Below are 20,707 nucleotides of genomic sequence, written 5' to 3' on the forward strand. Positions count from 1 at the left end.
GACGGGCGTCCCATCCAGAACCATGTTATCTACTGCACCAGGTCTTCTGCGTTATCCGCTCACGCTACTATCATTGCTTCTGGTACTGCTCGTACACCTGCAGATTGCTTCACCGCTGTCGTTAGGTCAGCAGTGGCATGCATTGTTCGATGCCTCCAGCCAAGACTTCACGCTGCTGCAATTTCGTGACTCTGCGCTTCCACGGGTTGTTATGGGTCTTCTGGTTGGGGCAGCGTTGGGCTTATCAGGCAGTCTTCTTCAGCAATTGACGCAAAATCGTCTGGTTTCACCCATGACTATCGGGTCGGCCTCAGGGGCATGGTTAGGACTGGTTTGTGCCACGCTGATTGCACCAATTCTGGCTGCCGATCATGGTGAATGGGCCGCGCTACTGGGCGCAATGGCTGCAATAGGCATTGTCCTGTTGATTGCAGGGCGATCTGGTATTGCTGGTCTTCCAATCGTTTTGGCCGGTATGGCCATGAATCTTCTTCTAGGAGCGCTGGCCTCGGGGCTCGTATTGCTCAACGATCAGTACGCCCGGAATCTTTTCCTCTGGGGGGCTGGCGATCTGGCGCAAATGGACTGGCAATGGGTCATCTGGCTGCTGCCCAAGCTGGCGGTCGGTCTGCTTGTCCTGGCCTTTGCTCAGCGACCGTTGACCCTGCTGCGCCTGGGCAGTGAAGGTGCACAAGCACGCGGCATGAGTTTATGGCCGGTTATGCTGATGCTGTTTCTCGCCTCACTGTGGCTCACATCCGTTTCCATTACCGCGGTCGGCCTGATTGGATTCATTGGTCTGCTCACACCTAATCTTGCGCGATTGTTCGGCGCTCGTACCGCCTTTGATGAACTGCTATACAGCACGCTGCTGGGAGCTGTTCTACTGCTGACAACCGATGCACTGGCTGTGCTCGCCAGTCAATGGACGATCAACCTGATTCCCAGCGGAGCAGCGGCCGCATTGATAGGTGCACCGGCACTCTTATGGCTTTCGCGCCGCAAAATGTCGGCAGAAGATCAGCGTGGACTGACGCTCCCGGGCAATAGCGACAGAAGAATCACCACATCAGGCTGGGTACTTATTTTGGGCATTGCCCTGGTGATTGCGTTACTGACCCTATGCCTAGCGCCGGGCGCCCAAGGCTGGCAGTTGAACTGGCCCTCCTCCCTCGTCTGGTCCTTTCGCTGGCCGCGGACGCTAACGGCCGCCTCGGCAGGATTCGGACTGGCGATTGCAGGTGCCATTCTTCAACGTCTGCTGCGCAACCCCTTGGCGAGTCCGGACATTCTTGGCCTTTCCGCCGGGGCAACGCTTGCCCTTCTCATAAGTGCGTTTGTCATGGGTGGGACTATCCAGACTGCAGGCGGGCCATTGGCGGCTTTTGCCGGGAGCATGCTGGTCTTGGCTGTGCTGCTTCTGTTTGGTCGCCAGCACCAATATGCACCGGGCATGCTGGCATTGGTAGGTATCTCCCTGATGGCATTGCTGGACGCCATCCTTCAATTTGCCCTGGCCAAGGGGACAGCAGACTCCTTCGCCATCATGGGCTGGTTGGCGGGTTCGACCTACCGGGTTTCGGCCAGCCAGTCTGTCGGACTTTGTGTAGGCGTTCTGCTTATCGGAGGGGTCAGTCTACTGTTCCATCGAGGCCTGTCGCTGATTTCGATAGGTGACGGCGTGGCCCTTGGTCGCGGCCTGAATCTGACGCGCCTACGTATCGTGCTACTGGTTCTGGTTTCGCTGATGTGTGCGCTCGTGACCAGCGTAATGGGGCCGGTCGCCTTTCTGGGCCTGCTGGCACCGCATATTGCAGCCATCCTGGGTGCCAGGAAAGTCCTGCCTCAACTCTTGCTCGCCGCCACGCTGGGTAGCGTCTTGATGCTTGTTGCCGATTGGATAGGCCGTGTCATGATCTATCCGCTTCAGATGCCGGTAGGCATCGTGGCGTCCGTTCTGTGTGGAGTCTATTTCATTATTCTGTTAGCCAGACAGCGAGGCGCGTAGGGTTGCTCAAGCATAAAATCAGTCCCAGCCTGCTCCGTTGGGTCCTAACCGGACTCTTGATGATCGGCTCTGCACTCGCTCACGCAGCCAAAACACCGCAGCGGGTAGTTGCGCTCACCTGGGAAGCGGCTGAACACTTGGTCGAAATGGGGATCACGCCCTTGGCGGTAGCGGACGCCGATGACTACAAGGTGTGGGTCGTGCGCCCTGCTTTGCCGTCATCGGTTCTCAATACCGGAAGCCGTGTCGAGCCCAATCTTGAGCTCTTGGCCGAACTCAAGCCAGACCTGATCATCTCCAGCCCGGCTCTTGAAGATCTACGTGGCAAGCTTGAGCGGATCGCCCCGGTAGAGTCATTCGACAGCTATCGACAGGATCACAACAATTACGAAACCGCACGGCAAAATTATCTGACACTGGCCAGGCAGTTTAATCGCCTCGATCAGGCACAGCAGCGCTTGGCGGAAATGGATCGCCATATTGCTGAACTACGGCAGCGGCTGCTTGAGCACTTCAATGGCGAACCTCCGAAAGTCACGGTGATTCGCTTTTCTACGCCGGCGGTGGCTTATGTATATGGCGACAATTCCATGCCTCAATATGCCATGAACCTACTGCATCTTCAGCCTGCCTACCCTTTACCCGCTACCGCCTGGGGTATTACACAGAAACCTATCAGTGACTTGGGAAAGATACGTGAAGGCGCTGTGCTCCATATCGAGCCGTTCTCCCAAGAGGACAAACTCTTTCCTACCCGCCTCTGGCAGGCGATGCCCTTCGTGCAAGCACGACGATTCGCTACGGTCCGCTCAACCTGGACCTATGGTGGTGTTTTCTCGGTGGAATATCTGGCTGAGTCGCTTGTAGACGCGCTCCTGACCTTAAAGCCTGAGTAACGAGCTTTCTGCCCTTAAGCTCGCTCTAAGCTTATAGCTAGAAAGTATTTATAACTCTTTTTAAATTCCTTTAACGTCTATTTACCGGATCACCGGACCTGCACTGACTTTTCATCTGTCGGTCCGGCTCCGCTGTGGATCTGGCCGGCATTGCTCATTGCGAGGCCGTATGCTCAAGCCAGATACCCTTCTTGATAACGATCAGGATGTAGCTCCACCCGTCTACCCTGCCCGTATTCTCACTACCGACGCCGAAGCCATTGCTGCTGCTCATGAGCTAGCCCGTTTCGCTGCGCAAGAAGCATCGCTGCGTGATCAGGAGCGCAAACTTCCCTGGGCCGAAATCGAGCGTTTTACTACCAGCGGTCTGGGTAGCGTATTCGTTCCCAGAGCCTTTGGAGGCCCTCAGGTTTCCTTTGTAACGATCGCTGAAATCTTCAAGATCATTGCCAAGGCTGATCCAGCACTGGCTCAAATTCCCCAGAATCATTTCAGCATTCTCAATGTCATTCGAAGCGTAGCGTCCGCCGAGCAACAGCAGCGCCTATTCGAAAGCGTGTTGGCTGGATGGAGAATAGACAATGCAGGCCCCGAGCGCGGCAGCAAACATACATTGGACCTGAAAGCGCGCCTGACACCCGAAGGTGATCACTTCCACTTGAACGGCGAAAAGTTTTATTCGACAGGTGCCCTGTTTGCCCATTGGGTAACCGTCAAGGCATTGGATGACACCGGACGACAAGTCATGGCGTTCGTCCGGCGCGGAACACCGGGGCTTCGAATCATTGATGACTGGTCCGGCTTTGGACAGCGCACCACAGCAAGCGGAACAGTCACTCTCAATAATGTTCGTCTCCCCGCAGAAGACATTATTATTCCGAGCGGATTGCTAAGCACTAAGCCTTCCTTACAAGGTGCCTATGCGCAGCTGATCCATGCAGCCATTGATGCAGGCATAGCCCTGTCTGCTTTGGCTGATTTGAGGTGGTTTGTTGTTGGTAAAACTAGACCCTGGTCTGAGGCTGGTATTACTGAGGCACGAAATGAACCTTACCTGATTGCAGAGGTTGGACGACTGGAAGTTGAACTGCATGCAGCTGAAGCGCTATTGCGAAAGGCAGCCGGGGTACTTGATTCCTTTAAGGACCAGCCTGCTGATGAGTCACAGGCTGCTCAGGCCTCGATTGCGGTAGCCGAGGCTAAGGTGCTGACGTCCGAAATTGCCTTGGCAGCCAGTGAAAAACTCTTCGAGCTGGCTGGTAGCCGAGCCACGCTGGCTGAGTTCAACCTTGACCGGCATTGGCGCAACGCTCGGACGCACACCCTTCATGACCCCGTGCGCTGGAAGGTACATGCCATTGGCAACTATCACCTGAACGGTATATCCCCTGCCCGCCATGCCTGGATCTGAACCATGAATGCACCTGTATTGCACGGTATTGCCGACCGGATCGAAAGTGATGAACAGGCATTAAGGATTGCCACCGAGCTGGCCACCCTTTTCAAGCAAGACGCCGCTCAGCGGGATCAACATCGGACGCTGCCGTGGAGTGAATTGGAGCAGTTCTCCCAGTCCGGACTCCGGACTCTGGGCTATTACAGTACCTAAAGCGCTGGGAGGCGCTGAAGTCTCCAGCGTAACGCTTGCCAAGGTCATCTCTATTATTGCTGCGGCGGATGGCTCCCTAGGCCAGATACCGCAAAATCACTACTACGCGTTGGAAGTATTGCGTGTAAATGGCAGTGCCGAACAGCAGCACAAGCTCTATACCGAAGTGTTGGCCGGCGCCCGTTATGGCAATGCACTGGCCGAGATTGGTACTAAGACGGTACTGGACCGCACTACCCGGCTCACCCCTGACAGGGACGGTTTCAAGGTCAACGGGCGCAAGTTCTATGCAACCGGTGCACTGTATGCTCAGCGCATCCCCACCTCGGTTGTGGATGACGAAGGCAAGCAGCGGCTGGCCTTTATCCCGCGCACCCGTGAGGGCGTAACCGTTATTGATGATTGGTCTGGCTTTGGGCAGCGGACCACGGGCAGCGGCTCGGTCGTGCTAGATAATGTCGCGGTAACGGCTGATGAGGTCGTACCTTTTCAAACAGCATTTGAGCGCCCTACTACGGTAGGCCCTTTCGCCCAGCTATTACACGCAGCGATCGATACAGGTATTGCGCGAGGTGCTTATGAGCACGCTCTTCTTTTTGTCCGTGAACAGGCGCGTCCCTGGCCCGATTCCGGTGTTGAACATGCTTACGAAGACCCCCTGACGATCAGTGATATCGGCCGGCTGGCCATACGTGTTGCCGCCGCGGAAGCCCTGCTTGAGCGCGCTGGAGAGGCACTCGATAAGGCGCAGCAAGATCCGACCGCAGACACCGTAGCTGCCGCTTCCATTGCAATCGCTGAGGTGCGTGCGTTGAGTACAGAGGCCTCTCTACTGGCAGGCAACAAACTCATTGAATTGGGTGGTGCCAGGGCCAGCCTGGCAGAGCATGGGCTTGATCGTTACTGGCGTAACGCACGTGTACATACCCTGCATGACCCCGTGCGCTGGAAATACCACGCCATTGGCGACTACTACCTGAACGATACCCTGCCGCCCCGACGCAGCTACCTCTGAGGTTGTCATGGCAAAGAAACAGATTCGGCTAAACGCCTTCAACATGAATTGTGTCGGGCACATCAACCATGGGCCCTGGACGCATCCACGGGATGCGTCCACCCAGTACAAGACGCTGAGCTATTGGACTGAGCTGGCTAAGCTGCTGGAGCACGGTTTATTCGACGGTTTATTCCTTGCTGACATCGTAGGGGTCTACGACGTGTACGGTGGCGGTATCGACCTCACGGCGAGGGAGGCCATCCAGCTTCCGGTTAACGACCCTCTCCTTCTTGTCTCTGCCATGGCGTCCCATACCACACACCTTGGGTTTGGTGTGACTGCAAATCTCACCTATGAACATCCCTACCTGCTGGCTCGACGGTTCTCAACGCTGGATCACCTGACGGCCGGCCGTATCGGCTGGAACATCGTGACGGGCTATCTGGACAGCGCAGCCAGGGCGATGGGGCTTACCGCTCAGCATGAGCACGATCGTCGCTACGATCAGGCTGATGAATATCTAAGCGTGCTTTACCAGCTGTGGGAGGGCAGCTGGGAAGATGATGCTGTCATCGCTGACCGCCTGGGCCGTGTCTACGCACGACCGGATAAGGTGCACAAGGTTAGGCACCACGGAGCGTTCTACGACGTTGAAGGTTATCACCTGAGCGAACCCTCCTCACAGCGCACACCGCTGCTTTACCAGGCAGGTTCTTCCGAACGCGGCGTTAATTTCGCCGGGCAACATGCGGAATGCGTTTTCATTGGCGGGCAGGATATTCAGGCGGTCCGGCATCAGGTTGACCGAACACGTGCCAGCGCAGTAGCCGCCGGGCGTACGCCGGACGCTATCAAAGTCTTTATGGGGTTGAGCGTGATTGTTGCGCCGACTGAAGCTGAGGCCCGGGAAAAGCATGCGGACTATCTACGTTACGCCAATCCAGAAGCAGGCCTTGCTCATTTTTCCAGTTCGACGGGTATCGATTTCGCAGGCTATGGGCTTGATGAGCCTATCCGTTATCAAAAGACCAATGCCATCGAGTCGGTCGTCAAGGCGTTTACCGGCAAGGACAGTGGTTGGACCAAGCGCAGGCTTCTTGAGCAGCACGCTCTGGGTAGCCGATACCCACTCATTGTTGGCTCGCCCAGTCAGGTGGCGGACGCCTTGGAACAATGGGTCGACGAAACCGGGCTGGATGGATTCAACCTGACACGCATCGTCACACCGGAAAGCTATACGGACTTTATCGACCTAGTAATTCCAGAGCTGCAAACACGGGGTCGCTATAAGACAGCCTACGAGCCAGGCACCCTGCGTGAAAAACTGTTCGCCCAAGGCGCTCGATTACCACCGGATCATGCCGGTACACATTGGCGAAACCTGACACATCAGGCCAGCCAGACACCCAGACAAACTGCCATCTGATCTCAACGACCACTGGAACGCTTCCAGCCTCGCCTCCCATGACCTTGAACAGGATGACCGATATGCTGCACCGATTGAACCCAGGCCGTGGCTGGATAAAGACCTTCGCCCTTGCAGCACTGCTAGGCGCTGCAGGCATGAGCTACGCGGCCGACTCTAATGAGCCACTGAAACTCGGCACGACAGCAGCCTTTGCCCCTCCACTGGAAGCAGCTGTGGCTGAAGCGGAAAAGCAGGGGTTGAAGGTGGAGCTGGTCGAGTTTACCGACTGGATTGCCCCTAATGTCAGCTTGGCTAACGGGGACATTGACGTGAACTACTTCCAGCACATCCCGTTTCTAGAAAATGCACGAAAGGAGGGCGGTTATAACCTGATTCCCTATGCCCCCGGCATCATCAACAACGTAGGCCTGTATTCGAAAGAGTATAAACGCTTCGAAGACCTGCCGGACGGCGCCCGTGTGGCAATTGCCAATGACCCTGTCAATGGAGGACGTGGCTTACAACTACTGGAAAAAGCGGGCCTGATCACCTTGAAGCCCGGCGTGGGATACAAGGCGACTCAAGCCGATATCCTGACCAACCCCAAGCATATACAGATCATTGAGCTGGAAGCCGTTCAACTGGTACGCGCCTATGATGACGTGGATCTGGTGCAGGGTTACCCGGCCTACATCCGCCTGGCCAATACCTTCGACCCCTACTCAGCTCTGCTTTTTGACGGGCTTGATCATCCTGAATACGTCATCCAGTTCGTCATTCGGCCTGACCGGCAGAACGACGAACGTCTACGCAAGTTCGTCGATATCTACCAGCACTCTCCGGCTGTGCGTGCAGCCCTAGATAAGGCACATGGAACCCTTTACCAAACCGGCTGGAGGAGCTGATTCATGACGGGATCGATTACACCTATTCGGCAGGCTCGAAGCACTCATGAAGCAGAGGCGGACCAATCCTCTCATGCACTACCCTACCCCCTTACCTCTACCGCACTGGAACGCGCCGAGACCCATATCCGCTTTCAGGATATTGGTAAAACCTATAACGGTGAGCAAGGACCAGTGCGTGCGCTGCATGGTATAGATCTGGCTGTGCGCAGGGGTGAGATATTCGGCATCATCGGGCGCAGTGGTGCGGGCAAGTCTTCCCTGTTAAGGACAATCAACCGACTGGAGCAACCAAGCGAAGGACAGGTTCTGATAGACGGCGAAGATATCGGTCGCTACGGCACAAGTGAGTTGGTTACCTTGCGCCGGCGCATCGGCATGATCTTTCAACACTTCAATCTGCTTTCTGCCAAAACCGTGCGACAGAATGTGGAATTGCCCCTTAAAGTGGCTGGCGTACCGCGGCAGGAGCGGCAGCAGAAAGTCGACTCACTCCTCAAGCTGGTAGGCCTGGACAACAAGCATGATGCCTATCCTGCGCAGCTCTCCGGCGGCCAGAAGCAACGCGTCGGCATTGCCCGGGCGCTTGTTCATGATCCCGATATCCTGCTATGCGACGAAGCGACTTCAGCACTGGACCCTGAAACGACACAGGCCATTCTGGCACTGCTACGCGATATCAATCGGTCGCTGGGGCTGACCATTGTGTTGATCACCCATGAAATGGAGGTGATTCGCGAGATCTGTGATCGTGTCGTCGTGCTTGAGTGTGGTGAAGTCGTCGAACAAGGCCCCGTATGGAGAGTCTTTGGTGATCCCCACCATGACGTGACCCGCACCCTGCTCTCTCCGTTGCAGCAAACGCTATCAGATGATCTTAAAGCGCGTCTGCAGACACAGCCATTACGCCAAAACGATGCCCTCCTGCTTGAACTGCGCCTGAGTGGCTCAAGAAGCCGTGAGCCCGACCTGGGATCACTCTTCAACGCGTTGGGTGGACAGCTCACGCTTATCAGATCGAGCATCCAACGACTTCAAGGGCGCACGGTAGGCCATCTGCTGGTCTCGATCAGGCGCTCTCCCCACGCTCAGGAAGAGCTGATCAAGCGGGCTCGGCATATTTTCGACGATGTGGAGGTATTGGGTTATGTCGCTGCTGATTGATCGTCTATGGCAAGGGCTACTGGATACCCTGCTAATGGTAGGCGTCTCTTCCCTGATCGCACTGATTGCCGGTATTCCACTGGCTGTATTTTTGGTTACCAGTGGTAAAGGTGGAATGTTCGAGGCTGTCCGCCTGAACACGCTGATTGGGAGTGTCGTCAATCTCTTCCGCTCCATTCCCTTTCTGATCCTGATGGTGGCTCTTATTCCGTTCACCCGCCTGATTGTAGGCACCACTTACGGTGTATGGGCCGCCGTCGTACCGTTGGCGATCGCAGCAACGCCCTTCTTCGCCCGTATCGCTGAAGTGAGCCTGCGTGAGGTAGACCATGGCCTGATCGAGGCCGCCCAGGCTATAGGGTGCCGACGCCGACATATCGTCTGGCATGTTCTGCTACCTGAGGCCCTGCCGGGTATCGTGGGCGGATTCACCATTACGCTTGTTACGATGATCAATTCTTCTGCCATGGCGGGCGCTATTGGCGCGGGCGGTCTAGGGGACCTTGCTTATCGCTATGGTTACCAGCGTTTCGATGTATCGGTTATGTTGATTGTCATTATAGGGCTGGTATTACTTGTCACATTGATTCAATTTGGCGGGGATCGCTTGGCGAAGGCGTTAAACCATCGAGCATGAGCCGATAAAAAAGGCCAGTCGGGAGCCCGCTGGCCTTTTTTGCATTCGTATGAAGTTTAAAACAGTTCGATCTTGAGCCCTTCAGACTGCACTTCGTGTCCTCGACCTATCTCTTCGAGATGGCCTTTGTGCTGTGAGTGCGTCACATAGCTGTTCAGGTGCTTTTGCATCCGAGCATCGAGATCAGGTAGCTCCCCCGGCTGACAGGTTTCAGGTGAGGCAAGCCCGACACCATAGGCCTCCATAACATCGCTCAAGGTGTCCAGCATATGACTGCTCTGCTCCAGGCGCTGACGTAGCGGGTCCTGGAACTGCAAGCAGGACAGCACGTTTTGAAGGTCATTATTTACCTCGGAACTCAACCCCTTAACGCCGCTCACTACAGTTGTCATGCAATCAGCTGCTTCCTGCAGATATTTGACCATCGAGCGCAACTCATTACCCACATGGTCCAACCCGCTCCTGGCTAGAAAATCCTCTTGGCGATTTTGAGCTGCTGTTGACTCTTCTTCAAAGCGCGAGGCCAGATTTTGGATGGTTGAAGAGATTGAATTAGCAGCTTCTGCCGTACGGGCAGAAAGATTACGTACTTCGGTGGCCACTACAGCAAATCCACGTCCAGAGTCCCCTGCCCTTGCAGCCTCGATTGCAGCATTAAGCGCGAGCAGGTTGGTCTGTTTGGCAATATCGCTGATGAGTGCAATCAACGGTCCCGTCGCCTTGACCTCCTCATATAATCGGCGCATACGCTCGATATCGCTGCTCAGGCTTTCTTTGCGCTCCCTCTCGAATGAAGACAGCGTAGCCAATGTCTTTTCGTTGCGTAGCTGATGGCTGTCCGCCTCGCAAGATAATTGCTTAGCAGAGCTACAGCCTTCATTCACTGTTTCGGATAGCTTCTGACCCGTAAGGTGAATATTGTTCAAGCGCTCAATGGCGCTTAGCACGTTGCGCTCGGTCTCATCACTCACCTCTTTCAGGTTACGCTGCACAATGCGGCTCAGGCCAGGTACGGCATTTGCCGTGGCAACCGTCTTGTCGAACAGTGCCGCCTGTGTGCTTCGCTCTTCCAGTCGCTCAGAAACATGGACAGAGGTCTGGGACAACTTCCACGTCATCAATAACAATGGAATAGAGAAAAACACGGCGATGCCCATGCAGGCCAGCGTTGACTGTTGCGCCAGCCAAGCCGACCAGACCGGCGAGCTGAGGCCCAGCGCCACGATGGTCAGCAGCAATCCGGCTTTGAGGTAGGCTTGGTTATTCATCTCAGCTCCTTAGGCACCCGGCAGGACTTGCTTGATGACCTTGAGCAGGTCCGCTGCCCCGACAGGCTTCACTAGCCAGCCGGTGGCACCATTCTTTTTGGCCTCGTCACGCTTGCTTTGCTGGCTCTCGGTAGTGAGCGCCAGAATGGGAACAAAGCGCATTCCAGGTAACGCACGGGCCTTGCCGATCAGCTCAAGACCACCCATGTTGGGCATGTTGATATCAGTGATGATCAGATCCGGCTTGTAGCCGCCTTGCAGCCTGCTCATCGCCTGCACGCCATCATTGGCCGCCTCGACTTTAAAGCCGGACATTTCCAAGCTGCTGCGCAGACTCATCAGCATGGTCGCGGAGTCGTCGACGATCATGATGTTCTTGCTCATTTCACTCTCTCCTACGCATTCAGTGCGGCTTCAAGCCACACCTTTATATCGGTATTTTTCGGCCAAACTGAAACGTTTGGTTTCAATGCCATAAGTACTTGCAGATCAGCGGTATGCAGGTGTTCGAGGTCACCCAGATTGACCTTTGCGGCCGGGTTTTTCACCAGCCATTCCAGCAGGGTTTCTGCCTCTTCCACCGTGACCTGATCAGCCAATACGGCTACGCTTTTCTTGAAGGTAATGCTCATTCGAATAGCTCCGTGGGGTTGAGGATCATCAGGATGGAGCCATCCCCCATCACGGCTGTACCGGAGTAGCCGGACAGCTCACCGAGAATGCCCACCATAGGCTTTAGGATGATGTCGATCGAGCCGTGGAAATCATCAATGATCAGGCCGACCAGCTCGCCTCGGCTGCGTAGCACCATCAAGGCGTACTCATCATCCTCGTTAAGCACCTGCTCCTCGGAGACCGCCAGCATCTGGTTCAAACTCTTGAGCGGAATCGTGCGGCCGCGCAGTTGCGCGGTGGGCTGATGCTTGATGGTATGAATCGAATCCTTGGGTAAGCGCACGGTTTCCATGACTTGATCCATGGGAATGCCAAAGCGCTGACCGCCTGACTCAATCACCATGACCTGCGTTACTGCCATGCTCAGCGGCAGTGTCAGGCTCAGCTGCGTACCCTTGCCGACCTGACTGGTCAGGCGCAGTTGGCCGCCCACTTTTTCGATACCCGAGCGCACCACATCCATACCAACGCCACGGCCGGACAGATCGGAAATCTGCTCCGCAGTCGAAAAGCCCGGCAGGAAGACCAGATTGACCAGCTCCTGATCACTCATCGCATCCAGGGCGGTCTGTTCGACCAGACCTTTACCAGCCACCTTGGCCTTGATCTTTTGTGGATCGATACCGCGACCATCGTCTTCAATAACAATAACCACATGGTCCGCGTTCTGGCTGGCGCGAATACGCAGCGTGCCGGTTTCCGGCTTGCCAGCGTTTGTACGCTCCTCCGGAAGCTCCAGCCCGTGATCCATGGAGTTACGGACGATATGCACAAGCGGATCGGCCAAGGCCTCGATCATGGATTTGTCCGCTTCGGTGTCTTCCCCTTCCAGGATGAGATTGACCTTCTTGCCCAGCTTGCGCGCGATATCACGCACCAGACGCGGGAAGCGCTGCAGCACGAAAGAAACCGGCATCATGCGTACTTGCATGATGGCGTCCTGCAGGTCTTCGGCGATACGGTTGACTACGGCATATTGAGCCTTGATCTCTCGCGCCAGCTCGCGCTGACCATATTGGTCTTCAGCACGCTCGGCCAGATAAGGTAATCCGTTCTTGGCAACTACGATCTCGCCAATCAGGTTCATTAGGCGGTCGATCTTTTCCTGCTCGATCTTGAGGACCTTAGGCGTAACATGATTGCCAGCCTCCTCCTGACGCCGACCGGCAGATGCCTCGGAAGGCGCGCGTGCAGCTTCCACCACCGGTACAACAGGTGCTGCGGGATCAAGCTGTGCCGACAGCCATGCGCTCATGGCCTCTTGAGTACGACCCTCTTCTTTGGGCGCCTCGGATATGGAGTCAGCACCCGCCTGCCAGTGTGCCTGGAACCAGGCCATGATCGGTGTAGCGCTGCGCTGCTGATCGGCGTCCATCACGCTACGCTGCAAGGTCTCAGTGAGTGCAGGATAAGCCATGAGAACATTGGTTAATGTCCGGACGATGGCGCCATGCTGACCGCTACGCCAAGGCTGAGAGAGGCAGGCAGCCAAGGCTATCTGCTGAGTGCCTACTACGTCCCGTACCAGTGGATCGATTGCTTCGTTACCATGGCTTAAGCCCTGTTGAGCCTCTTCGACCGGAGCAGGTGAAGCAAACAGTGCCGCTGTTACGGCCTCCCAGCTGACCTGATCACTGACATACCGGAAGTGCTCAGCCAGATCCTCTTCCCGTATCGCTAACAAGAATTCGATACGCAGATTGCAGTGATAGGCATCCAGTTCTGACGCTGCCGCCCAGGGCTCTACAGCGGTCACACGACGCCAGAAAATGTCCGGCAGCTGACGCACCAGGTGCAAAGGATCGGTGCCCTGGAAAAAACAATCGGCGGCAGGACGATACTCAACACGGTAAACGCATTGTTCGCCCTTCAAACGATCGGCTATGTGCTGACGTACTTCATCATTCAGTTCAGTAGCCCAGGCGGGCGACTCGCTTTCAGTCGTACCGTTTTTTGCGCCAGCAGCAACCACTGCCGCCTCGCTGCTGGTAAGCCACGCGCGCAACCCATCGACCAGTTCACGAGGCGGAACCTGAAAACCGTCACCCGGCTGACTGTTCTGCTCGATCTCATCCAGAAACTCGCTGACATAGTCAGCCGTGTTCAAAAGCTGATCAGCCAGTTGCTGATTGAAGTCCAGCTCACCGTTACGGACTGCATCCATCACGTCTTCAGCGGCATGCAATACACTGGTCAGCGCCGGAAAATCAAACAGGCCTGAGTTACCTTTAAGCGTATGCACCAGGCGGAACAGTTCGCCCAGTGGGGCGGTATCGCCAGGCTCTCGTTCCATGGCGAGCAAGGTACTGCCAATGGACTCCAGGGCTTCCCGGCTTTCCTGAATAAACTGTTGCAGCAATGCGTTCACTGGGCACCTTCTCCGGTCAGAACATTCACCAGCCTCAGCAACGCTTCCGGCTTAATCGGTTTAGTTAAGTAATAATTAGCACCAGATTCCCAAGCCTGCTGACGATCATGATCACCCGACTCGGTTGTAATCATTACCGCAGGGGCCTGTTCAATAGGCCGGGAGCGCAATTCACGCAGGAAGCTGAAGCCGTCCTGCATGGGCATATTCACGTCTACCAGATACAGGTCGTAGAGCGTCTCGAGGCTTTTTTCCAGCGCCTCAATGCCGTTGATGGCCTCGTCAACGTGATAACCGGCTTTCTCTAGTATTTGTCGGTTGAACAGCCGTACGGTGGCCGCGTCGTCGACGATCAGAATGCGTTTCATCGGGCCTCCAACGGCTTCTGGTAAACAATTGCTTCAGGGAATTTGCGCACCTGGAACAGAGACGAGATACGACTCATGGACTCCGAGTGACCCAGGCAGATCATCCCGCCTGGATTGAGCGCATCAAAAAACGTATCGGCCGCCTGGCGACGCGACAGGTCATCGAAATAGATCAGCAGATTGCGACAGAAAATAATGTCGAAGCCCTTATAAGCCTTCACATCGGCAGCGCTCATCAGGTTTACCCGGCTGAACTCGACGCTTTGACGAATATCGTCGATCAGCTGGTAATCCCCGGTTTTCTGCTGCGTGAAATACTTTTCTAAAAGTGTGGCAGGCAGGTTGTGTACCGAACGCGGGCTATAAAGACCTCTTCTGGCGCGCTCCAAAATGTTGGTGTCGATATCCGAGGCGATCAGCTCAACATCCCACTCCTCAATACCCTTCCAGTATTCGAGCAAGTACATGGCGATGGAGTAAGGCTCCTCACCTGAGGACGACGGCATCGACCAGATACGAATGGGCCCTGAGTCACGCTTACGCCGGGTGACCTCCTCCAGCATGTTCGTCACGAGACACTTGAGCTGATACTCCTCGCGGAAAAAGTAGGTCTCGTTGACGGTCATCGCATTGACCAGAGACTGCAGCTCATCACCCGATGCCTGAAAACGCAGGTTCACAAAATAGTTGCGAAAAGTACCCGCGTCCGTGGCCTCGATGCGCTCGATCAAGCGCTTGTCCACGAAATAGCGCTTCGAGTCATCGAAGTGGATGCCGGTCTTGCGGTAGAAGAATTCGCGAAACTTCACGAAGTCTTCTTTGGTAATCGCGGGTGTCTGGCTCACAGGACTGATTCTCCACGCAGGCGCTGGATAGCCAGATCAACGGCGAAACGCAGGTAAGCCTCATCGGGGAAGCGCTCAAGACAAGCCTCAAGCGCCGGCACCGCACGCTCGCTCCCGATTTCGCACAGCAAATCCACGGCGCAGGCACAGACATTGAGATGCGGGTCATGCTCCAGCAGATCGATCAGCCACAGCTCGACATCCGGGTGCTTAAGTGATTCCAGAATGCCGATAGCCAGGATGCGGACGTCGGCGTCGTAGTCCTGCAGCGCGTTCTGAATCAACCCAGGGTGCTGAACACCTGCCGTCTTCAGAGCTTCGATGGCATCGTTACGTAGCGCCGCATCCTCACTGCGCAGGCAGTCAAGCAGAGCGGTGACTGAGCTGACATCGGCGATAGCAGCCAGACTGGTGATAATGGCCTCACGCACAGACGGTTCGGCTTCTTCTTCCAGACGATCGATCAGAGCGCTACTGGAGTCTGGAAACTGTGCTATGGCACGTGCGGCCAAGCGGCGAGCCGCGGTATCGGGACTACCGAGTGTATCAAGCAGCTGCTCGAACCCGCTTGGCTGGTCATCACCGGCCTGATCGGCCAGAGTATTACGAACGAGTGGCATGGCGGGATACTCGAGAAGACGTAGTGGTTTTACCGCTGCCCCAACGGACAAGGGTGGCGGCCATTTCAGTGCAGGCCATGATTTCCGTGGCACCGCCACGACGGATCAGCTCTGCCGGCATACCAAATACAACAGATGATTCCTTGGACTCAGCCAGGGTGCGCCCCCCACGGCGCTTGAGTTCGGTCATCTCATCAGCACCGTCGTACCCCATGCCCGTCAGCATTACGCCAATCAGTTGACTTGGCTGGAAATGCCCCATGGCAGTTTCCACCATCAGGCTGACGGAGGGATGCCAGAGGTACTTGTTGTTTTCCGGCTTGGGCAAGGCATAAGGACGGCCTGCACGACGACCGATACAAACGTCACTGCCCCCCATCCCAACGTAAACCGTACCCGCCTCGAGCGGCAGAGGTCTGCTGACCTCTATCACCGTGAGTGCGCAAACATTGTTCATGCGCTCGGCGAAAGCACGGGTAAAGTTGGCCGGCATGTGCTGGGAAACCACGATCGGCCAGGGATAGCTCGCCGGAAGCTTCGACAGAATTTCTTCCAGCGTACGAGGGCCACCGGTAGAGGAGCCGATCAGCACAAGCCCTTCACCCAAGTCACCTGCCAGCTCTACGGCTTTTTCCACCGGCTCGCGCTCGATCTGGGAGCGAGTCGGCGCGGTTGATCCGGCGCGTGGTTTTCCTGCCTTCTTGAGCTGAGCGCCAGCAGCGGCACGCACCTTGGCAACCAGGCTGTCACGCACCTGATCGATATTCAGGGAAATCGTACCGCCCGGTTTGGGAAAGAAATCCACCGCGCCGAGCGCCAACGCCTCAAGCGAGGCAATAGCGCCCTGCTCGGTCAGCGATGAAAACATCACGACCGAACGAGGCTTTTCTGCCATGAGCATGGACAAAGCCGTCAGCCCGTCCATTTCAGGCATATTGATATCCAGGGTGATGACGTCCGGATCGAACTGGCGAGCCAGCTCAATCGCTTCGAGGCCATTGCGGGCCATTTCGAGTTCGAAATCACCTTCGGCCTCGAACACCTTTTGCAGATGGCGACGCATTAATGCGGAGTCATCGACGATAAGCAGACGAATCATGACGGCAGCACCCTTCCCTTACGCGACGCTCGACAGGGCGCTAAGCTCCTGCTCACCCAGAAGCTGACGCGGCTCGACAAGTTGGATCATGCGCTTCTGCTTGGGCAGGTTTGCCACACGACCAAACAGGCGCTGCTGTTCGCTCGACAGTGCCGGTGCAGGCTCGATAAGGTTGCGTGAGATTTTCAGCACTTCAGCGACCGAATCCACGATAAAGCCGGTGCGCAGATCATTGATGACAAACACCATGATGCGCTGGCGATCATTGTTCTCAATGCTCGGCAATCCGAAGCGGCGGCGCTGATCGATTACCGGCAGCACAACGCCACGCAGGTTCATGACACCCTCGACAAAGGAAGGCGCCTTGGGTACATGCGTTAGGTTTTCCGGGACGCGAACGATCTCCTGGACGCTGTCGATGGGTACGCCAAACTCTTCATTACCCAAACGGAACACCACCAGTTGCTCTTCGTCGTCGTTATCAATCTGATCGAGCAGCTCTTCGTCCACGCTCGGCTCCTTATCATTCGTATTCAAAACACGTTGCACCGACTGGTGCTGGAACAAGCGCTCTGCTGACACGACGGAGACCAGCCGCTTGCCATTTTGCAGGCGGCATAAACCGGTCAGCTCAGCCATGTTCTGGTCTCGCGCCAGCATTGGCGGCATGGGCTCAACCTGAGAGCCGGGCACTCGCAAAACTTCATTAACACTATCGAGAATGATCCCAACCGATACCCCGGCGAGACTTACCACCAGGATGCGGCTGCGCTCGTCAGTCTCCTGACTGGGCAAATGGAACATCTCGCGTAGCGATACCAGAGGTAGCAGGCGCTGACGCAGCGTCATCACGCCACGGACATGGGAGGCCGACTTAGGCACGGAGACTATGTGCTCGGGAACCTGAACAATCTCCTGAACATCCTGTATGGCTATGCCATATTCCTGCCCGTCTACGGTAAAGCTAACCAGTTGCAGCTCATCGCTGTTCTCGTCCTCTTCCATCTCGTCGTGCATGGCAGACATGGCACTCGCCATGACGGTGCGCTGAAGCAGACTGTTCTCGCTAAAGCTGTCTCGAATCAGCGCAGCAAAGTCGAGGATCATCACCAGTTCATGCCCACCGACCTGCTTGAGCAACCCCGTCAGGAGGCGGCTGTTAATCGTGGCCTGTACATTACTTACCGGCTCGATCTGGCCCTCTTCAACCATGATCACGCTGGCGACACGATCAACCACAAAGCCCAACGGCTGGCCCATGTTGAGTACAATAGCCCTCGTCGAATCATCCGCCTCTCGGGCCGCCATGTTGAACAGAGTCCGCAGGCAGATGATGGGCAGTACATTGCCACGTAGGTTGGCCAGCCCATTTAGGGCCGGCGGGGTAAGCGGCACGCGGATCACATCCGGTACACGGATGATTTCCTGCACAGGCAACATCTCGACGGCGAACACCTCTTTACCCACGGTGAATGTCACAAACTGATGGCCGTGAGCCTGGTCTTCGTCGTCGCCCTCGCTGCGAACAGCGGGGACGTTATTTACAGTTGATTGAGTCATTACAATCCCCTCACTTCAGGGACTTAAGCGCTTTGCAGCTCGTCAGCCAGGGAAGCAATCTCTTCGATAGCAGCCGACAGCTCTTCAGCACCTTGAGACTGCTGTTTAGCAGCAGCAGCAGCTTCTTGAGCTGCATTCTCAGCTTCCTGAGCGGCTGCAGAAATTTGCTCGATACCGGACTTCACCTGAGCAATGCTGGCTCCGATCTCTTCAGCAGACTTGAGAATGTCGGAGGAACCTACTTCCACGCTGGCAATATCACCAGCCATATTGTCAAGGTTGCGCGTGATCACAGTGGCCTTTTGAGCCTCAGCCAATGCCGCACTAATAATTTCTTCAAGGTCGCGACCCACAACACCGATCTGATCTTGTACAGCCTTTACGAGGTCCTTGATACGATCAGCATTCTCTGCTGAATCATGAGCCAGGTTACGAATATCAGTAGCGACTACTACAAAGCCCTTACCAAACTCACCGGCCCGGGCTGCTTCGATCGAACCGTTGACAGCGAGCATGTTCGTTTGAATAGAAACTGTAGTAATGGCGTCGACGATCTTATCGATACGGCGAGAGATCAGCTCCAGATCTTTAATCTGGCTCAGGCTGGCACGTGTCTCCTCAATAGAGGACGTCACGCCTTTAACCATTGCGTCAATGCTGCTCTTATTAGCACCCATCAGTGTTTTGATGGTAGATGCCTTTTCCAGGCTGCCTGTAGCACGGCTCTGGGCCAGTTCAAGGCCCTTTTCAATCTGGCTGACAGCAGCAGCAGACTCTTCAGTCGCAGCAGCCTGAGTTTGTGCACCCTGGCGGATCTGGTCGATAACTTGAGAAATCTGGCTTGAAGCCCGATTGATTTCCTGCACGGCAGAAGACAACTCTTCCGCAGCAGAGGCAACCTCTTCAGCGCTCTTACTGACATCAGTAGAGGTTTTCAATTCTTCAGCCAGTTCAGACAAGCTTTGTGATGCCTGCTCACATTCGGCCAGGGCTTGAGCCTGCTCGTCGACGGTCTTGGCTGACTCCTCAGCAGCCGCAGACTGTTGCTCCGCAGCAGAGGCAATAGAATCGGCGCCACGCAAAGCTTGTTGCGCGGCTGCGCTGCTCTGTACTGCTCCGGCGGCGATCTCAAGGGCACCCTTTACGATTTCGGTACAGCCTATACTGATCTGGTCAAGCTGCTGGCTGATGGTGCCGCCTTTCTCAACCTCAGTCTGAATAGCTTCAGCCGAGCGGTTAATGCCTAGAGCAATGTTTTCCACGTCGTGCTGGATCTTTCCGACCATGTCGGAGATCTGCTTAGCACTCTTCTCAGAGGTTTCTGCCAAGGTACGAACTTCATCTGCCACAACCGCAAAGCCCTTGCCGTGCTTACCGGCACGCGCTGCTTCAATCGCTGCGTTTAAAGCCAACAGGTTGGTCTGATCTGCGATACGGCCTACTGCTTTGACGATTTCACCAATATTGGCAGCTTGTTGTTTGAGTTCAGCTACACGCTCGACTGAGCCGGCCTGACGCTCAGCCGCAATACTTACGTTGGCAATTAGCGCAGTCACATCAGCATTAACCGATGCGGCCAAGCGTTGCATGGCTTCGGATTTTTCCTGGGCGACCGCAGCACTCTGCTGCTGTAACTCAATGGAGCGACCCACAATTTCGAAGGCTTTAAGCGATTGCTGGGCTGCACCGGAGGCTTCCTCAGCACCGCTGGCAATCTGGTCGGCAGCACGCTTGAGCTCTTCCGCAGCAGAGGCCGCCTCGTTAACGCCGGTAGACAGCTGATTGGTAGCCGCGGCAATACGTTCAGCAGCCTGTTGCTGCTTGGCCATGGTACGAGCGCGCTTGCGCTGCACTTCAGCATCACGGGCTACATTACGGGATACGACTTTTTCAGCCGCGGTGGAAGGCGCGGTGGGTTTCTTGACCAGTGCCATGAAAAACTTCCTCAACTACGAACGATGGTTTCAATGAAATGGATGCGTAACGCAGCTGGGTGGCTCCTGCTCACACCAAAGCGTGCGGCCTGTCTGATGTAGGCCGAAACACTTCGGCTCGCCTGACATCCACGGCAGGCATATTTAAGCGTCGTTGATCAAGAGAAACTATCGGGGAGAACCTGAGGTAAAACGTTTGCTTTTCCTAAGAAAAAACCTGAAACATCTAAGCCACCGAGCGGCTAAAGTTTCAGGATGGATGGCAGAATCGAAGGCCTGCCATGCCGTAAGCTCAAAAAAAAGCCGCTCTACAGCGGAGCGGCTCTATGACACAACAAGCTGAAAG

Annotated in this window: 17 protein-coding genes and 2 pseudogenes; 8 read left to right on the forward strand and 11 right to left on the reverse strand. The window is 55.6% G+C overall.

What is annotated here, in order from left to right; translation table 11 throughout:
- Nucleotides 1-22 precede the first annotated feature (22 nt).
- From fhuB to B3729_RS00200, 8 genes and pseudogenes are all read left to right on the forward strand, one after another.
- Complete coding sequence (fhuB, locus tag B3729_RS00165; RefSeq protein WP_286786684.1) at nucleotides 23-2,008, forward strand: Fe(3+)-hydroxamate ABC transporter permease FhuB; 1,986 nt, start codon at nucleotides 23-25, stop codon at nucleotides 2,006-2,008.
- A 59-nt stretch (nucleotides 2,009-2,067) separates the two neighbouring features.
- Nucleotides 2,068-2,904: an ABC transporter substrate-binding protein gene (locus B3729_RS00170; RefSeq protein ID WP_286786685.1), complete on the forward strand. Its 837-nt coding sequence runs from the start codon at nucleotides 2,068-2,070 to the stop codon at nucleotides 2,902-2,904.
- Between the two features lie 169 nt (nucleotides 2,905-3,073).
- The gene (locus tag B3729_RS00175; protein ID WP_286786686.1) at nucleotides 3,074-4,315 is read left to right on the forward strand and encodes an SfnB family sulfur acquisition oxidoreductase; all 1,242 of its coding nucleotides are present in this window, start codon (nucleotides 3,074-3,076) and stop codon (nucleotides 4,313-4,315) included.
- Between the two features lie 3 nt (nucleotides 4,316-4,318).
- Nucleotides 4,319-5,528 (forward strand): annotated as a pseudogene (locus B3729_RS00180) (SfnB family sulfur acquisition oxidoreductase).
- A gap of 7 nt (nucleotides 5,529-5,535) precedes the next feature.
- Complete coding sequence (locus B3729_RS00185) at nucleotides 5,536-6,936, forward strand: LLM class flavin-dependent oxidoreductase (RefSeq protein WP_286786687.1); 1,401 nt, start codon at nucleotides 5,536-5,538, stop codon at nucleotides 6,934-6,936.
- 62 nt (nucleotides 6,937-6,998) lie between these two features.
- A complete protein-coding gene (locus B3729_RS00190) occupies nucleotides 6,999-7,823 on the forward strand; it encodes a MetQ/NlpA family ABC transporter substrate-binding protein (protein WP_197870638.1) in 825 nt (274 codons plus the stop codon).
- A gap of 3 nt (nucleotides 7,824-7,826) precedes the next feature.
- A complete protein-coding gene (locus B3729_RS00195) occupies nucleotides 7,827-8,987 on the forward strand; it encodes a methionine ABC transporter ATP-binding protein (protein WP_286786688.1) in 1,161 nt (386 codons plus the stop codon).
- The gene (locus tag B3729_RS00200) at nucleotides 8,971-9,624 is read left to right on the forward strand and encodes a methionine ABC transporter permease (protein ID WP_286786689.1); all 654 of its coding nucleotides are present in this window, start codon (nucleotides 8,971-8,973) and stop codon (nucleotides 9,622-9,624) included. The genes B3729_RS00195 and B3729_RS00200 overlap by 17 nt, the downstream gene beginning before the upstream one ends.
- 56 nt (nucleotides 9,625-9,680) lie before the next feature.
- On the opposite strand, the gene B3729_RS00205 is transcribed toward B3729_RS00200, so the two are convergent.
- The 11 genes and pseudogenes from B3729_RS00205 to B3729_RS24660 all read right to left on the reverse strand — a co-directional run.
- Nucleotides 9,681-10,892: a methyl-accepting chemotaxis protein gene (locus B3729_RS00205; protein WP_286786690.1), complete on the reverse strand. Its 1,212-nt coding sequence runs from the start codon at nucleotides 10,890-10,892 to the stop codon at nucleotides 9,681-9,683.
- A gap of 9 nt (nucleotides 10,893-10,901) precedes the next feature.
- The gene (locus B3729_RS00210; protein ID WP_125888409.1) at nucleotides 10,902-11,276 is read right to left on the reverse strand and encodes a response regulator; all 375 of its coding nucleotides are present in this window, start codon (nucleotides 11,274-11,276) and stop codon (nucleotides 10,902-10,904) included.
- Between the two features lie 11 nt (nucleotides 11,277-11,287).
- Nucleotides 11,288-11,524, reverse strand: coding sequence for a hypothetical protein (locus B3729_RS00215; protein ID WP_010798349.1), 237 nt, complete (start codon nucleotides 11,522-11,524; stop codon nucleotides 11,288-11,290).
- Nucleotides 11,521-13,935, reverse strand: coding sequence for a chemotaxis protein CheA (locus B3729_RS00220; protein WP_286786691.1), 2,415 nt, complete (start codon nucleotides 13,933-13,935; stop codon nucleotides 11,521-11,523). The genes B3729_RS00215 and B3729_RS00220 overlap by 4 nt, the downstream gene beginning before the upstream one ends.
- Complete coding sequence (locus tag B3729_RS00225) at nucleotides 13,932-14,303, reverse strand: response regulator (protein ID WP_286786692.1); 372 nt, start codon at nucleotides 14,301-14,303, stop codon at nucleotides 13,932-13,934. The genes B3729_RS00220 and B3729_RS00225 overlap by 4 nt, the downstream gene beginning before the upstream one ends.
- Complete coding sequence (locus B3729_RS00230; RefSeq protein ID WP_286786693.1) at nucleotides 14,300-15,148, reverse strand: CheR family methyltransferase; 849 nt, start codon at nucleotides 15,146-15,148, stop codon at nucleotides 14,300-14,302. Before B3729_RS00230 ends, B3729_RS00225 begins: the two co-directional genes overlap by 4 nt.
- Nucleotides 15,145-15,768, reverse strand: a complete 624-nt coding sequence (locus B3729_RS00235) for a HEAT repeat domain-containing protein (protein WP_286786694.1) — start codon at nucleotides 15,766-15,768, stop codon at nucleotides 15,145-15,147. The genes B3729_RS00230 and B3729_RS00235 overlap by 4 nt, the downstream gene beginning before the upstream one ends.
- Complete coding sequence (cheB, locus tag B3729_RS00240) at nucleotides 15,752-16,867, reverse strand: chemotaxis-specific protein-glutamate methyltransferase CheB (RefSeq protein ID WP_286786695.1); 1,116 nt, start codon at nucleotides 16,865-16,867, stop codon at nucleotides 15,752-15,754. Before cheB ends, B3729_RS00235 begins: the two co-directional genes overlap by 17 nt.
- Nucleotides 16,868-16,885: 18 nt before the next feature.
- On the reverse strand, nucleotides 16,886-18,427 hold the full coding sequence (locus B3729_RS00245) for a chemotaxis protein CheW (protein ID WP_286786696.1): 1,542 nt from the start codon (nucleotides 18,425-18,427) through the stop codon (nucleotides 16,886-16,888).
- Between the two features lie 23 nt (nucleotides 18,428-18,450).
- A complete protein-coding gene (locus B3729_RS24655) occupies nucleotides 18,451-19,104 on the reverse strand; it encodes a methyl-accepting chemotaxis protein (protein ID WP_414704018.1) in 654 nt (217 codons plus the stop codon).
- Nucleotides 19,105-19,548: 444 nt separating this feature from the next.
- Nucleotides 19,549-20,361: pseudogene (locus B3729_RS24660) on the reverse strand (methyl-accepting chemotaxis protein); the annotation flags it as partial.
- Between the last annotated feature and the right edge of the window lie 346 nt (nucleotides 20,362-20,707).

The organism is Pseudomonas sp. UBA3149 (genome assembly GCF_002364655.1).
Classification (GTDB): Bacteria; Pseudomonadota; Gammaproteobacteria; order Pseudomonadales; family Pseudomonadaceae; genus Chryseomonas; species Chryseomonas luteola.